Genomic DNA, 14,757 nt, shown 5'->3' with positions numbered 1-14,757 from the left:
GTGCCAGGTGGCAGGCTGGAGGCGTGACCGAGATTGACGCAAAGACCGATGCTCTCGTGCCCGCCTGGCTCACCGTTCCCGACATCGCCGAGAAGCTCGGTATCGAGGTGACCCGGGTACGCCAGCTGATCAAGGAAGGCCAGCTCATCGCCGTACGCCGCGGTGAGAACCGCGCACTGCACATCCCCGCCGCCTTCATCGACGAGGACAAGGTCGTCAAGGGCCTGGTCGGCACGCTGACGCTGCTGCGGGACGACGGCTTCACGGCCGAGGAGATGCTGGAGTGGCTCTTCACGCCCGACCCGAGCCTGCCCGGCACCCCGGCACAGGCCCTGAGTGAGAATCGCGGTACGGAGGTGAAGCGCCGAGCCCAGGCGCTCGCCGTCTGAGAGGCCCCTCGCCGATCCGCCACACCGCCCGGCGTGCGGGCCACGCACGCCGGGCGCCCGTGCCCGTACGCCACCACCGCGCGGCCCGTCGTGGGACCGCGCCACTCACCGGGGGGACACCCGCATGCCCGACACCGCCGCGACCACCGCCCGCGCCCGGCTCGCCGACGCCCGGCTCTACCTGTGCACGGACGCCCGCCGCAGCCAGGGCGACCTGCCCGAATTCCTGGACGCCGTGCTCGCCGGCGGCGTCGACATCGTGCAGCTGCGGGACAAGGGCATGGAGGCGGCGGAGGAGCTGGCGCACCTGGAGGTCCTCGCCGACGCCTGCGCCCGCCACGGCAAGCTCCTCGCCGTCAACGACCGCGCGGACGTCGCCCACGCCGCCCGCGCCGACGTGCTGCACCTCGGCCAGGGCGACCTGCCGGTGCCCGCCGCCCGCGCCATCCTCGGCGACGAGGTGCTGATCGGCCGCTCCACGCACGCCGAGTCCGAGGCCGCCGCTGCCGCCGTCCAGGAGGGCGTGGACTACTTCTGCACCGGTCCGTGCTGGCCGACCCCCACGAAGCCCGGCCGCCACGCACCCGGCCTGGACCTGGTCCGCAGCACGGCGGCGCTGGGCACCGACCGCCCCTGGTTCGCGATCGGCGGCATCGACCTCGGCAACCTCGACGAGGTGCTGGACGCGGGCGCCCGGCGCGTGGTCGTCGTCCGCGCGATCACCGCCGCCGAGGACCCGGGCGCGGCGGCCGCAGAGTTCGCCAAGCGGCTGCGGCAGGCCCCGGCCCGGGTCTAGCCGCCCGTCGGCAACGGACGTCGGCCGGCGGGCAGGTGTCCAAAGGGTGGACAACAACTCGACAATGTGGACAAAAGTCCCGCATCCGGTTGGGTGACCGCCGCACCCTGGCTAACCTGCCCATATGGCCCTCGGAACCGCAAGCACGAGGACTGATCGCGCCCGCACGGTGCGTGACATCCTCGCCACCGGCAAGACGACGTACTCGTTCGAGTTCTCGGCGCCGAAGACGCCCAAGGGCGAGAAGAACCTGTGGAGTGCGCTGCGGCGGGTCGAGGCCGTGGCCCCGGACTTCGTCTCCGTGACCTACGGCGCCGGCGGCTCCACACGCGCGGGCACGGTCCGCGAGACCCAGCAGATCGTCGCCGACACCACGCTGACCCCGGTGGCGCACCTCACCGCCGTCGACCACTCCGTCGCCGAGCTGCGCAACATCATCGGCCAGTACGCCGACGCCGGGATCCGCAACATGCTGGCGGTGCGCGGCGACCCGCCCGGCGACCCGGGCGCCGACTGGATCGCGCACCCCGAGGGCCTGACCTACGCCGCCGAACTGGTCAGGCTCATCAAGGAGTCGGGCGACTTCTGCGTCGGCGTCGCCGCCTTCCCGGAGATGCACCCGCGCTCCGCCGACTGGGACACGGACGTCGCGCACTTCGTCGACAAGTGCCGGGCCGGCGCCGACTACGCCATCACCCAGATGTTCTTCCAGCCCGAGTCCTACCTCCGGCTGCGCGACCGGGTCGCCGCGGCCGGCTGCGAGACCCCGGTCATCCCCGAGGTCATGCCGGTGACCAGTGTGAAGATGCTGGAGAGGTTGCCGAAGCTCAGCAACGCCTCGTTCCCGCCGGAGCTGAAAGAGCGGATCCTCACAGCCAAGGACGATCCGGCGGCGGTACGCTCGATCGGCATCGAGTTCGCCACGGAGTTCTGCGCGCGACTGCTGGCCGAGGGTGTGCCCGGACTGCACTTCATCACGCTCAACAACTCCACGGCGACCCTGGAAATCTACGAGAACCTGGGCCTGCACCACCCACCGCGGGCCTAGACCGGCCGCACGTATTTGCGACACACTGCGTAACGGCCACTGGGAGAGGGGCGTACATGGGCTGGACGGTCCTCTACATCGCGTTCGGCGTCGTCGCGTTGTGGCTGCTCGGCGAGGTGCTGCTGCAGTACAAGGCGCGGCTGCGCTGGCGGCTGCTCGCCTTCGGCGGCTTCGTCGGGGTGGTCGCCGGCGTGCTGATGTCGAACGTGCTCGTCATCGGGCTCGGCGCCGCCGCCTTCGCGGTCGGCCAGACCTACGTCACCCTGTCGTTCCGCCGCGGCTTCGAGGCCGGCTGGGCGGTCAACGCCCCGGCGAGCCTCGTCGGCAAACGCGGGCGTCCCGAACGGGGCCGCCGGGAACCGGCGTTGGAGGACTCCGGGGTCGGCCCCGCCGAGGGCGGCCGGGACCACGACGGCTACGACGAGCGCGCCGCCCAGGCGCACGCGGCCCCGGGCCAGGACGCACCGCCGTACGGGCCCGACGACTACGACCGCGACGACGTCTTCACCCCGGCCCGGCCCGCCGCCGACCCCTCGGCCGCGGAGACCACCGCCGTCTACGAACCGCAGCCCATGCCGGACGACACCAACTCGTACGGCATCTACACCGACTCCGGTTACGGCACCGGCCAGCAGCAGGCCGCCACCGCACCGGGCGCCGACCAGGCCTACGCCTACGACTACTCCGGTTACGGCCAGCAGCAGGAGTACGGCTACGACACCGGCGCCCAGCAGCAGTACGCCGCCTACTCCGACCCGTACATCGGCACCCACACCTACGGCGGCGGGGCGTACGACACCGGCGGCTACGACACGACCGGCGGGCAGCAGTACGGCCAGCAGGGCTACGGCCAGGACCAGTACGCCACCGGCGCGCCCGGCGGCTACGGCGGCGAGACCCCGGCCGGCGGGGTGTGGGTGCCGCAGCAGCGCAGCACCGACGACGCCTACGGCGGCGAACTCCCGCCCGAGCAGCAGCCGTACCCCTACCAGGGCAACGGCCAGCCGCAGGGCCAGGGCTACGACGAGCAGTACCGCTTCTGAGCAACCCCGCCCGGCCTCGGCGGCCGCCCCGTCCGCCGCTCACTGGGAGCCGCGGAACTCCGGTCCCTCCACCACGAGTCCGGCGACCAGCGCGCCCGACATCCCCGCGTGCGGCAGCCCCCCGCCGGGGTGCGACCAGCCGCCGACGGTGAACAGGCCCTGGGTGCGCGTGCCGTTCGCCGGGTGCAGCAGCCGTCCGTCGGCACCCGCGAACGCCGGTACCGGAATCGCGCCCCCGGCCGCACCGGTGTCCGCCGCGACCTCGGCCGGGGTGCGCACCTCGTGCCACAGGAGACGGTCGCGCAGGTCCGGTATCGCCCGCTCGGCGACGTCGATCAGCTGCTCGGCCCAGTGGGCGGACACCTCGGTCGTGGCCCAGTCGGACTCACCACCCAGGGCAGGCACCACCGCGGAGAGGGTGACCGCCTCGTGGTCCGCGTCCGGGACCAGCGCGGGGTCGTCGGGCCGCAGGACGGTGACGGTCGGCCGCGCTGCCATCCCGGGAGCGGCGCCGAACAGACAGTCCAACTCGGCCGCACGGTCCGCCGCGTGCACCACCGTCCGGTGCGCCGTGCCCGCGGGGCGGCCGCCCCGCAGCGCCAGCAGCACCGACAGCCGGCTCGCCCCGCCGCGCTGCGCCGGCACCTCGCCCTCGCCCCGCACCGGGACTCCGCCGCACAGGCCCTCCAGTACCTCCGGGGCCACGCCGGAGACCACCAGATCCGCCTCCGTCACACCCCCTTCGGCCAGCTCCACACCCGCCACCCGGCCGTCCTTCGCCACGACCCCGGTGACCTCGGCCCCGAAGCGGAACTCGACCCGGCGGGCCAGACACCGCTCGTACACCGCCCGCGCCAGCTCCCGCAGGCCGCCGCCGCGCACGTACCACACGCCGAACGCGTACTCCATGTACGGCAGGACGGCGGTGTTCGCCGGGGCGGTGCGGGGGTCCAGGCCGTGGGCGAGCGCATGGCTCTCCAGCAGGGCGGCGAGCCGGGCGTCGCGCAGCTCCCAGGCGCCGACCTCCGCGAGCGTGCCGGCCCGACGGGTGCGCAGCAGCCGCTTGTGCGGGACCGCCGGGTAGGGCTCGCGCTCGGCCAGCACCCGCCAGTTCGGCCACAGCGGCTCCTCCAGGAGGGGGCGGCGCGTGCGGTCCCAGGTCTCCCGGGCCCGCACCAGGAAGTCGCCCCACAGCCGCCCGGCGCCCGCACCGAGTGCCGCGTCCAGGGCGGCGACGACACCTGCCCGGGAGGCGTTCGGCAGCGAGACCTCCGTGCCGTCCGCGAAGACGTGCCGGGACGACGGGTCCACCTGGACCAGCTCGACGCACGCCTCCAGCGGCTCCTTGCCGGTCTTCACGAACAGATCGCGCCAGACCGCGGGCAGCGGGAGCAGACCGGGACCGGTGTCGAAGCCGAACCCGTCCCGCTCGAACCGGCCCAGGGCTCCGCCGTACGTCCGCCCCCGCTCGTACACCACCACCCGGTGGCCCGCGACGGCCAGCCGGGCGGCCGCCGCCATGGCGCCCATCCCGGCGCCGATCACCGCAATCCGTGCCATGCCAGGGACTTTAACCGCCGCCACCGGCACCGCCGTGCGAGGGCTGAGCACCGCAACGGACGTCCAGGTGACCGGTCGGCGGCGGCGCCCCGTGGGGCGGGGTGCCCAGGCCTGAGTAGCTGTACCTAGTCCGGCAGATGAGTACGCGCGCGGATGGGCTCCGACCTGCGGGAACGAGAGAGTGGAGGCACGGAGAGGGGCACGGCTCCGGGACCGGCGGCACGGGGCGCCGGAACGGAGCCGGGCCCGCGATCCGCTCCTTCCGCCGACCGTGGTCGGCGGGAGCGAGACACGGGGGAGCCCGGAGGGACGACCGGCGACGGGAGTGCCGACGGGGGGACGTACGGGGGAGCACGAGAAGACGCCGGTCCGACGGCGGCCCGCGGGGGACGCGGCCACCACGGACCGGCGTTCTTCGTGCGTCACCCCCCGCCGCCCGGACGGCTCCGGCCGCTCAACGGCGCCCGCTCAGCCCCGGCCGCTCACGCGTCCCTGGAGCAGCCGCGACAGCGCGGCGTGCACGTCGTCCAGGGAGCGCTCCGGCTGGAACGCCTTCCAGTCCAGCGCGGCCACCAGCACCATGCCGACGAGCGCGGCGGCGGTCAGCGGCACGTCGATCTCCTCGCTGAACTCGCCGCTCGCCACGCCCTCGCGCAGCACGCCCTCCACCACCGCCACGGCCTGCTGCCGGACCACCAGCAGCGTGGACTGCCAGGCCCGGTTGGTGCGCCACAGTTCGGCCACGTACAGCTGGGTGAAGGCCGGATAGCGGTCGATGAAGACGAGCCCCGCGCGGATCATCGCGTCCAGGGCGTCGACCCGGCCGCGGCCCTCCCGGGCCGTCCGTTCCGCGGCCTGGCGCAGTGAGGCGGTCAGCAGGCCGACACCGTGCCGCAGCAGCTCCTCGAAGAGGACGGACTTGCTGGCGAAGTTGTAGTAGACGGTGCCCTTGGCGACCCCGGCCCGCTCGGCGATCTCGTCCACGGTGGTGGCGGAGAAGCCCTGCTCGGCGATGAGGGTGACCGCCGCCTCGTAGAGCTTTTGCCGGGTGGCCTCGCGACGGCTGCCGTGCTGCGAGGCGGTGCTGCTGCTGTCCATGGTCCCGATTCTCACAGCACCCCGCGCGGGGCCGTCACCGCAGGCCCGCCCGGGACCCGAACCGAACAGTCGATCGAAGCAAAAGTCCAGGTCAGAACGGATTGTCAGTGCCATACCTCACGATGGGCACATACGGCACCTCCTGCCCGGGGCGTGCCGTCACGGAGACGACAGGAGGATCGTCATGGCCCACTCGTCCGCAGCCGCCGCCCGGCGGCGCCGCGCAGCCGGCCCTGCACCCTCACTGACCGGACCGGCGAGCGACGTGCACCCCGTGCTCCGCCGGACGACCGCCCCGCCCGCCGCCCTCGACCTGCTCGCCCAGGCCCGGGCCGGACTGGAGGAGGCCACCACCCTGGAAACGCCGAACGAGCGTTACGCGACGGCCCACCTCGCCGCGCTGCGCACCGCCGCCGCGGTGCTGGCCGCGCGCGGCCGTCCGGAGACCAGCCCGCGGGCCAGGGCCCGCATCCGCAGCGCCTGGGAGGTGCTGCCCGAGATCGCCCCCGAGCTGTCCGACTGGAGCGCGCTGTTCGCCTCCGGCGCGCGGCGCCGGGCCCGCGCCGAGGCGGGCATCCAGGGCGCGGCGGGCACCCGGGACGCCGACGACCTGATACGCGACGTGGCGATGTTCCTGCGCCTGGTGGAGCGGATGCTGGTCCTCCAGCCGGTCCTGCCCCAGCCGCGCCCCGACACGGATCCGTCCGGCCCGGAACACCCCGACCAGCACGACGCCGGCCACCCGGGCCGCGACCTGCCGGACGCGGGATGACCGGGGCGGTGACGGGTGACCGGCCGGCGCGGCGCAGGCAATAGGGTGGGAGGCGCCTGAAGCCTCCCCCTCCCCGCGCCGGGCGGGGGCGGCAGCCCGTTCGCTCCGCCCGTGTCCGAGGCGGTGCCGCGCCGAGGAGTCAACTGCCGTGTCGGACCCGATGCGCCCGCCCGCCTCCCAGCCCCGACCGCACCCGGCGGCTCCGCGTTCCGAGCCCTCCCGTTCCCGGGCCGCCCTGCGCACCGCCGTGGTCTGGGACGTCCTCCAGGACGCCCTGGACCGCCGGTCCAAGGCCGCGGGCCGCCAGACGCTGGACGTCCTCGACACCGGCGGCGGCAGCGGCAACTTCGCGGTGCCCGTGGCCGGCCTCGGCCACCGCGTCACCGTCGTGGACCCGAGCCCCAACGCCCTGTTCGCCCTGGAGCGCCGGGCCGCCGAGGCCGGCGTCGCCGACCGCGTGCGGGGCGTCCAGGGCGACGCCCGCGGCCTCTTCGACGTGGTCGAGCGCGGCGGCTACGACGCGGTGCTGTGCCACGGCGTCCTGGAGTACGTGGACGACCCCGCGGAGGGCGTCCGCAACGCGGTGGGGGCGCTGCGCGCCGACGGCGTCCTGAGCCTGCTGGCCGCGGGTCTGGGCGGCGCCGTGCTGGCGCGTGCCCTCGCCGGCCACTTCACGGAGGCCCGGCGGGCCCTGGACGACCCGGACGGCCGCTGGGGCGCGGGTGACCCGGTGCCGCGGCGCTTCACCGCCGAGCAGCTCACCGGGCTGGTCGAGGCCGCCGGGCTCCGGGTCGGCGCCGTGCACGGCGTGCGGGTCTTCGCCGATCTCGTCCCCGGCGTGCTGGTGGACACCGAGCCCGGCGCCATGGACGCCCTGCTGAAGCTGGAGGCCGCGGCGGCCGAACTCGCGGCGTTCCACTCCGTGGCCACTCAGCTCCATGTGCTCGGTGAGACGCGAGGGGCCGACGGGGCCTGAGCCGACCGGTGGGGTAAGGCGCTGATCAGGGGCGCGACTGCAGATGGAGTACGCCACAGGCCCCCCGAACGGGGGGCAGTCGCCGTATGATCGAGGGAGACCGTCCGGCATGACGGGTCGGCCGCTGGGGAATGGGACTTTCAGCGAGCCGGTACGGCCATGACGGAGTCCGGTTGGTCAATTGGCGCAGAGGGGCGGGTTTCACGGGGGCGATTCCCTGCCTATCCTGAAGGGACCCCCCGGGTCGCCCCGGCGACTGCACGATGAGGAGGACTCCGTGCCGCTCTCGGAGCACGAGCAGCGCATGCTCGAGCAGATGGAGCGAGCGCTGTACGCCGAAGATCCCAAGTTCGCGACAGCGCTCGAGGGAAGCGGGCTGCGTACGTACACCCGGCGACGGGTCTACCAGGCGGTCGCGGGCTTCCTCGTAGGTATTGCGCTCCTCATGGCCGGTATGGTCGCCCAGCAGGTGTGGCTCAGTGTGGTGGGCTTCCTCGTCATGCTGGGCTGCGCGGTGCTCGCCGTGACCGGCTGGCGCAAGGCCCCCAAGCCGGGCGAGCAGCAGCAGGCGGCCGGTGCCGGTCCGCAGGCAGCACGCCGCCAAGGACGACAGAAACGCTCGATGATGGACCGCATCGACGAGCGCTGGCAGCGCCGCAGGGATGAGCAGCAGGGCGGCCAGTAGCGCCGCCGGAGCAGCCGCTCACCAGGACATCCGCGTGAGGGGGTGACCACCGTCCGGGTGGTCACCCCCTCACGCACACCCAGGAACGCCCGGGGCACGCCGCCCACCCTGGCCGACGCCCCGGCCACCCGGCCGCGCGGCCCAGCCTCACCCGGGCCGACTGGTTCCGCCGCCCGGCCGGAGGGCTGGGCTCGCTTCGCGTGCTCTGCCACCCGCCCGACGGCCTCACCGGTCCGACGGTCTCAGCCGTCCGGCCGAACGGCTCCGCACTCCGGGGAGAGGCGCGCGCCACCGGTCGGCGGGCGCAGATGCTTGGCCGACGGGCCGCACTCCGGGGGTCTGCCGAGGGTGGGCAGCCGACCGGACGGCCGACCGGGGCTGCCGCCTGTCGACCGACTGCGGTCCGAGAGGATCGGCCACCCATAGACCAACTGTCGCCCGACAGGGCCTGTCGCCCGTCGGCGCGCTCAGCGCGACTGATCGGCGGGCTCCGGCTCCATCGGTCGGCCGGACGGCTCAGCCGTCCGGCCGGAGGGCTTCGCCCCGTCGGGGTGGCGGGTTCAGCCCTGCTGGTCCGACGTTTTTCGCCACACCGGACGGGACGACGCGGCCGCCCGGCGTTTCAACGCCGTCCACCGGGCCGACACCGTCCAGGTCACCCGAATGGCCGAACGCGGAGCGAATCGTGCGCGCAGCCGGGTGCCGCGGCCGACCGCGGCCCGCAGACCGGCGGTCGCCAGCCGGACGTCCTCCGCCAGCCCCGCCGTCAGACGCGGGTGGGGCGCGTAGAGGACCTGCTCCACGGCGTCCGCCACCCGGTGCACCGCCTGGGCGGACGTCGGGTCGAGCCCGCCCAGCCGGACGATGCGGGCGGCCGCCTTGCGCGGGGTCTGCGACTCCTGGGGCAGGATGCCGAGGTCCCACGCCGTGTCGGTCAGCTCCTGCCACACCGCGAGGGTGTGCGGGCCGGCGTCCGCGGCACCGCGGCCGTGGCCCCCGAGCCGTACCGCCCGGGCCCGCAGCCGCCACAGCATCGGCGCCAGCGGGATCAGCAGCACCGCCAGTCCCGCCAGGGCCCAGGCCAGCAGCCCGTACCACTTCGGTCCGTCACCGCCAGTGACGGGCAGGGCCGCCGCGGTCTCGGTGGAGCAGGCGTCCAGCTTCTTGTCCTGCGGCGAGCAGGCGTCGCTCGACGAGGGCGCCGCCGACGGCTCCGTCTCCGCGCTCTGCGAGGGCAGAGCCGGGTCCGGCACCGAGCTGCCCGGCCGGTCCGTGATGGTGTACGACGGGGTCGAGCCACGCGTCGGCGTCGGCTCGAAGCGGGTCCAGCCCACGCCCTCGAAGTACACCTCGGGCCAGGCGTGCGCGTCCCGCAGCCCCACGGACACCGAGCCGTCCGCCTGCGGGGAGCCCGGCGCGAAACCGACCGCGACCCTGGCCGGAATGCCCAGGGAGCGGGCCATCGCCGCCATGGCGAAGGAGAAGTGGACGCAGAAGCCCTCCTTGTCCTTCAGGAACCGGGCGATCGCGTCGGAGCCACTGCCCACCTTGACCTGGGTGTCGTACTCGAAGCCGCCGTTGATCGCGAAGTACTCCTGGAGCTTGACCGCCTGCTGGTAGGGGTTCGCGGCGCCGGCGGTGACCTCGCGGGCGGTCCGGGAGACCACCGAGGGCAGCGAGTCCGGCAGCCGTGTGTACTCGCGCAGGAGAGCCGCGGACGGCGGGGGCGCCGCGGCGAGCTGCTCCGCCGTCGGCTGCACGTTCAGGCTGCGCACCTCGTACTTCAGCCCGCGGGTGTTCTGGCCGTGGTCGCCGACCAGGGTCATGCCGACGGGTTCGTAGCGCCAGTTGCCCGCGACGCGCACACCGCTGGGCGGGTAGGGCATCGGCAGCCAGTCCTGGGCGTACCAGTCGGCGGCCGAGATCAGGGTCCGGGTCTCCGTGCGCCTGATGTCGGCACCGAGGCCGGCCGGGGTGGGGAACGTGCCGTCCGGCACGGCGGTGATGTGCCGCTTGGACGGCTTCCAGGTGGTGCCGTCGAAGTCGTCCAGGGACACGATGCGCAGGTACAGGTTGGACAGGTCCTCGGAGTCCGTCTGGACGGAGAGCACCTGGCGGTCCTCGTTGACGTTGAGGCTGTCCCGCAGCGAGACCAGCGGGTTCACCGCGGAGATCGTGCCGCCGCCACCGGTGCCGGAGCCCACGCCGCCGCGGGCGCCGTCCAGCAGCCCGCCGTCCATCGCGGGCAGGGCGAGCGGCACCACCAGGGCGATGCCCAGCGCGAAGGCGCCGATGCGGCGGCCGGTGCGGACGGGGGCGAGGGCGTGCCCCTGCTCCGGGCCCGGGGCGCGCGACGAGCCGCCGAAGACCCGGCCCCACTGCGAGAGCCGGTCACGTCCCTCGGCCAGGAGCAGCATCAGATAGCCGACCGCCGCGACCAGAAACCACAGCCAGTCGGCGCCGCCCTCGGACAGTCCCGCGGCCACCGAGTAGAGGGCGAGCAGCGGCAGGCCCGCCGGGGCGGCGCTGCGGAAGGTCACCGCGAGGGTGTCCACCAGCAGCCCGATCACCAGGACGCCGCCGACGAGCATCAGCCGGATGCCGTCGGACTCCAGCGGCGCCGGGATCGCGTACCGGGCGATGTCGTCGCCGCCCTGCTGGAACAGGTCGGCGAAGTGCTGGAAGGCCTGCGGGCCGGGGACCAGCCCGGCGAAGGCCTGCTGCCGGGCGAAGACCAGGGTCAGCAGCAGCAGCGTGACCAGGGCCTGCACCGCGATGGTCAGCGGCCGCGCCAGCGGCACCCGCCGGGCCACCGCGCCCACCCCCGACTGCACCGCCAGCAGGACCGCCGCCTGCAGGATCCAGGTGGCCGGCTCGACCAGCGGCAACAACGCACACGCCGCCATCAAGGTCGCCGCCCAAGCACACGCAGCCACCCGCGCCCGCCCGCTCATCGCGCCACCCCCCGCCCGCCGGCCACGGCTGGACGGGCGCCCGGGAGGCCCACCGGGCGTCGACTGCTCGCCGGGCCCCGATAGGCGGTGTGCGCTCGTCGGCCGGTCGCGTCGTCCGCCGGCCGGTGGCCGTCCGCCGGGGCACACACAGCCACCCGCGCCCGCCCGCTCATCGGGTCCCCTTTCCGCCGGTCGGCGTGGTGAGGGTGGTGCGTTCGTGGTCGGCCAGGCGCCACAGCTCCTCGACGGTGGCGCCCCGTGGGACGGTCACCGCGGTCCAGCCCGCCTCGCGGAGCATCCGCAGCCGCTCCCCGCTCCGGTCCAACGGGCCGGGCACGTCGGCCGGTTCCCGGGCCCAGGTCTCGCTGTCCAGGACGAAGGCGACGGCGCCGCCGCTGCGCTGCCGCATCTTGGCCACCACGGTGGCCTGCTCCTCGTCCAGGTCGCCGAAGAACGCCACCAGCAGCCCCTCGTTGCCGCCGCGCAGCACGTCGTACGCCCGCGACAGACTGGTGCCGTCGGAGTGGTCGATCACGGCGAGGGTGTCCATCATCAGCCCGGCCGCGTCGGCCGTGCCCTGGCTCGCGCCCGCGAAGCCCTCGGCGCCCTCGCCCGGCACCGAGTTCCCGGTGTCGGTGAGCAGCCGCACGGAGAAGCCCCGCTCCAGCATGTGCACCAGCACGGACGCCGCGCCCGACACCGCCCACTCGAAGGCCGAGTCGGGGCCCGCGCCCTCGAAGGCCACGACCCGGGTGTCGAGCAGCACCGTGCAGCGGGCCCGCTGCGGCTGTTCCTCGCGCCGCACCATCAGCTCGCCGTAGCGCGCGGTGGAGCGCCAGTGCACCCGCCGCAGGTCGTCGCCGTACCGGTACCCGCGCGGGATCACGTCGTCGTCGCCCGCCAGGGCGAGCGAGCGCTGCCTTCCCTCGCCGTACCCCTTCGCCTCGCCGCTCAGCCGCACCGGCGGCAGCGCCTCCACGCGCGGGATCACGGTCAGCGTGTCGTACGTCGAGAAGGAGCGGGTCAGCTCGCACAGGCCGAACGGGTCGGTCAGGCGCAGCTGCAGCGGGCCCAGCGGGTAACGGCCGCGCAGGTCGGAGCGGACCCGGTAGGACACCTCGCGGCGACCGCCGGGCTCCACCCGGTCGAGCACGAAGCGCGGGCGCGGTCCGAGCACGTAGGGCACCCGGTCCTGGAGCATCAGCAGACCGGTGGGCAGCCGGGAGACGTTGTCGACGCGCAGATGGACCCTGGCCTCGCTGCCCGCGGGCACCCGCCCGGGGGAGAGCCGGCGGCTGCCCGCGACCCGGTACCGCGTGCGGTAGAGCACCGCCGCGCAGACCACGGGCAGGACGCCCAGGAGCAGCCCGACCCGCAGCAGATCGCTCTGCCCCAGGACGTACGCGCAGATCGCGGCCGCGATGCCGGCGGCCAGGAAGGAACGCCCGCGGGTGGTCAGACCGGCCAGGGCGGTCCGCATGCCGCCGCCCTCGCCCCGGTCGGCCTCCGACCGGTCCGTCCCCCCGGCGTCCATCACAGCCTCCGCGGCGGTTGCTGACCGTACGCCGACGTGCCGCGGCCCATGCCGTAGCCCGTCTGCTGCTGGGGTGCCGCGGGTACCGGGGTGCGCTGCAGGATCTCCTCGACGACCTGCTCGGCGGTACGGCGGTTGAGCTGGGCCTGCGCGGTCGGCAGCAGCCGGTGGGCCAGGACGGCGACCGCGAGGGCCTGCACGTCGTCCGGCAGCGCGTACTCCCGGCCGCTGAGGGCGGCGGACGCCTTCGCCGCGCGCAGCAGATGCAGCGTGGCACGCGGCGAGGCGCCGAGTCTGAGATCCGGGTGGGACCGGGTGGCGGCGACCAGGTCCACCGCGTACCGCCGGACCGGGTCCGCCACGTGGACGCCGCGCACCGCCTCGATCAGCTTCAGGATCTCGTGCGCGTGCGCCACCGGCTGCAGGTCGTCCAGCGGGCTGACCCCGCCGTGCACGTCGAGCATCTGCAGCTCGGCCTCCGGGCTCGGATAGCCGATGGAGACCCGGGCCATGAAGCGGTCCCGCTGGGCCTCCGGCAGCGGGTAGGTGCCCTCCATCTCGACCGGGTTCTGCGTCGCCACGACCATGAACGGGCTGGGCAGCTCGTAGGTCTGCCCGTCGATGGTGACCTGGCGCTCCTCCATCGACTCCAGCAGTGCCGACTGCGTCTTCGGCGAGGCGCGGTTGATCTCGTCGCCGATCACCACCTGGGCGAAGATCGCGCCCGGCTTGAACTCGAAGTCCCGGCGCTGCTGGTCCCAGATGGACACCCCGGTGATGTCCGAGGGCAGCAGGTCCGGAGTGAACTGGATGCGGCGCACGGAGCAGTCGATGGACCGGGCCAGCGCCTTGGCCAGCATGGTCTTGCCGACTCCCGGGACGTCCTCGATCAGCAGATGGCCCTCGGCGAGCAGCACGGTCAGCGAGAGCCGGACGACCTCGGGCTTGCCCTCGATCACGTCCTCCACCGAAGCGCGCACCCGCTCGACCACCGCGGTCAGATCGTCCCCCACGCTCGCATACCCTCCCGAGGGGGCACCCCCATGGCTCGCCCGATTGTCATAGGTCGTCACCCGGCCCTCCTCGGCCTTTCCCCGCGCTCCCTGGGAAGCGGGAGTACCCCAGCTTGCCGGACCGGCCCGTATCGCGGACCGGCCCACCCCGAATCACGGACGCCGTGCGGAAAAAGTTCCGCACGACACCACTTCCCGCATTCTTGCCGCCGTTACCGATTCGTGTCACTCGCCTGTGGACAACTGGCCGCGATATGTCGGCCCTTACGGCCTTTGCGGCGCTTGCGCGGCGGGATCGTCGGGGCGGGCCCCCGGATCAGGCGGGGTCGACCTCGCGCAGCCGGCCGGTCCGCACGTCGAAGACGAAGCCGCGCACGTCCTCGGTGTGCAGCAGGAACGGCGAGGTGCGCACCCGCTCGATCGACTGCCGCACGTCCTGGTCGGCGTCCCGGAAGGACTCGACCGCCCACGCCGGGCGCTGGCCGACCTCCAGCTCCAGATCGTGCCGGAACTCCTCGGTGATGGTCTCCATGCCGCAGCCCGTGTGGTGGATGAGGACCACGCTGCGGGTGCCGAGCGCCCGCTGGCTGATGGTCAGGGAGCGGATCACGTCGTCGGTGACGACACCGCCCGCGTTGCGGATGGTGTGGCAGTCGCCCAGCCGCAGGCCGAGCGCGGCGTGCAGGTCCAGGCGTGCGTCCATGCAGGCGACGACCGCGACCCGCTGCACGGGGCGGGCGTCCATCCCGGGATCGGTGAACGCCGCGGCATAGCGTTCGTTCGCCTCGACGAGCCGGTCGGTGACGGTGTGGTCGGACACTATGGCGGATTCGGGGTCCGCGGGTACCGATGCAGAAGTCGTCATATCCATGACGTTACTGGCCGTCCC

The 14,757-nt window shown here is 74.1% G+C and carries 13 protein-coding genes; 7 read left to right on the top strand and 6 right to left on the bottom strand.

What is annotated here, in order from left to right:
* Positions 1 to 23 precede the first annotated feature (23 nt).
* The 4 genes from K7854_RS00805 (at position 24) to K7854_RS00790 (ending at position 3,276) form a co-directional block, all read left to right on the top strand.
* A complete protein-coding gene (locus tag K7854_RS00805; protein WP_226024372.1) occupies positions 24 to 389 on the top strand; it encodes an Rv2175c family DNA-binding protein in 366 nt (121 codons plus the stop codon).
* A gap of 124 nt (positions 390 to 513) precedes the next feature.
* Positions 514 to 1,185, top strand: a complete 672-nt coding sequence (gene thiE / locus K7854_RS00800; protein WP_226024371.1) for a thiamine phosphate synthase — start codon at positions 514 to 516, stop codon at positions 1,183 to 1,185.
* 124 nt (positions 1,186 to 1,309) lie between these two features.
* The gene (gene metF / locus K7854_RS00795; protein WP_226024370.1) at positions 1,310 to 2,233 is read left to right on the top strand and encodes a methylenetetrahydrofolate reductase [NAD(P)H]; all 924 of its coding nucleotides are present in this window, start codon (positions 1,310 to 1,312) and stop codon (positions 2,231 to 2,233) included.
* A gap of 56 nt (positions 2,234 to 2,289) precedes the next feature.
* Positions 2,290 to 3,276, top strand: a complete 987-nt coding sequence (locus tag K7854_RS00790) for an SCO2102 family sporulation regulator (RefSeq protein ID WP_226024369.1) — start codon at positions 2,290 to 2,292, stop codon at positions 3,274 to 3,276.
* A 39-nt stretch (positions 3,277 to 3,315) separates the two neighbouring features.
* Here K7854_RS00790 and K7854_RS00785 read toward each other — a convergent pair whose 3' ends face one another.
* Positions 3,316 to 4,836, bottom strand: coding sequence for a phytoene desaturase family protein (locus tag K7854_RS00785; protein ID WP_226024368.1), 1,521 nt, complete (start codon positions 4,834 to 4,836; stop codon positions 3,316 to 3,318).
* A 468-nt stretch (positions 4,837 to 5,304) separates the two neighbouring features.
* A complete protein-coding gene (locus K7854_RS00780; protein WP_226024367.1) occupies positions 5,305 to 5,934 on the bottom strand; it encodes a TetR/AcrR family transcriptional regulator in 630 nt (209 codons plus the stop codon).
* Between the two features lie 184 nt (positions 5,935 to 6,118).
* On the opposite strand from K7854_RS00780, the gene K7854_RS00775 reads away from it, so the two are divergent.
* The 3 genes from K7854_RS00775 to K7854_RS00765 all read left to right on the top strand — a co-directional run bounded on the left by K7854_RS00775 (position 6,119) and on the right by K7854_RS00765 (position 8,367).
* A complete protein-coding gene (locus tag K7854_RS00775; protein ID WP_226024366.1) occupies positions 6,119 to 6,706 on the top strand; it encodes an SAV_6107 family HEPN domain-containing protein in 588 nt (195 codons plus the stop codon).
* Positions 6,707 to 6,854: 148 nt separating this feature from the next.
* Positions 6,855 to 7,682 carry a methyltransferase gene (locus K7854_RS00770; RefSeq protein ID WP_226024365.1) on the top strand — a complete coding sequence of 276 codons (828 nt, stop codon included), beginning with the start codon at positions 6,855 to 6,857 and terminating at the stop codon, positions 7,680 to 7,682.
* Positions 7,683 to 7,959: 277 nt separating this feature from the next.
* Positions 7,960 to 8,367 (top strand): spore wall synthesis complex protein, encoded by a 408-nt coding sequence (locus K7854_RS00765; protein ID WP_011028137.1) that lies wholly within the window; start codon positions 7,960 to 7,962, stop codon positions 8,365 to 8,367.
* Between the two features lie 560 nt (positions 8,368 to 8,927).
* On the opposite strand, the gene K7854_RS00760 is transcribed toward K7854_RS00765, so the two are convergent.
* The 4 genes from K7854_RS00760 to K7854_RS00745 all read right to left on the bottom strand — a co-directional run bounded on the left by K7854_RS00760 (position 8,928) and on the right by K7854_RS00745 (position 14,739).
* Positions 8,928 to 11,321, bottom strand: coding sequence for a transglutaminase TgpA family protein (locus tag K7854_RS00760; protein ID WP_226024364.1), 2,394 nt, complete (start codon positions 11,319 to 11,321; stop codon positions 8,928 to 8,930).
* Between the two features lie 169 nt (positions 11,322 to 11,490).
* Positions 11,491 to 12,855 carry a DUF58 domain-containing protein gene (locus K7854_RS00755; RefSeq protein WP_226024363.1) on the bottom strand — a complete coding sequence of 455 codons (1,365 nt, stop codon included), beginning with the start codon at positions 12,853 to 12,855 and terminating at the stop codon, positions 11,491 to 11,493.
* Positions 12,855 to 13,928, bottom strand: coding sequence for an AAA family ATPase (locus K7854_RS00750; protein ID WP_372480976.1), 1,074 nt, complete (start codon positions 13,926 to 13,928; stop codon positions 12,855 to 12,857). Before K7854_RS00750 ends, K7854_RS00755 begins: the two co-directional genes overlap by 1 nt.
* 256 nt (positions 13,929 to 14,184) lie before the next feature.
* Positions 14,185 to 14,739: a beta-class carbonic anhydrase gene (locus tag K7854_RS00745; RefSeq protein ID WP_226024361.1), complete on the bottom strand. Its 555-nt coding sequence runs from the start codon at positions 14,737 to 14,739 to the stop codon at positions 14,185 to 14,187.
* Between the last annotated feature and the right edge of the window lie 18 nt (positions 14,740 to 14,757).

It is taken from the genome of Streptomyces hyderabadensis (assembly GCF_020404845.1).
GTDB classification, from domain to species: Bacteria; Actinomycetota; Actinomycetes; order Streptomycetales; family Streptomycetaceae; genus Streptomyces; species Streptomyces hyderabadensis.
Note: the sequence above shows the minus strand (reverse complement) of the source record. Positions and strands in the feature narration are given on the sequence as shown.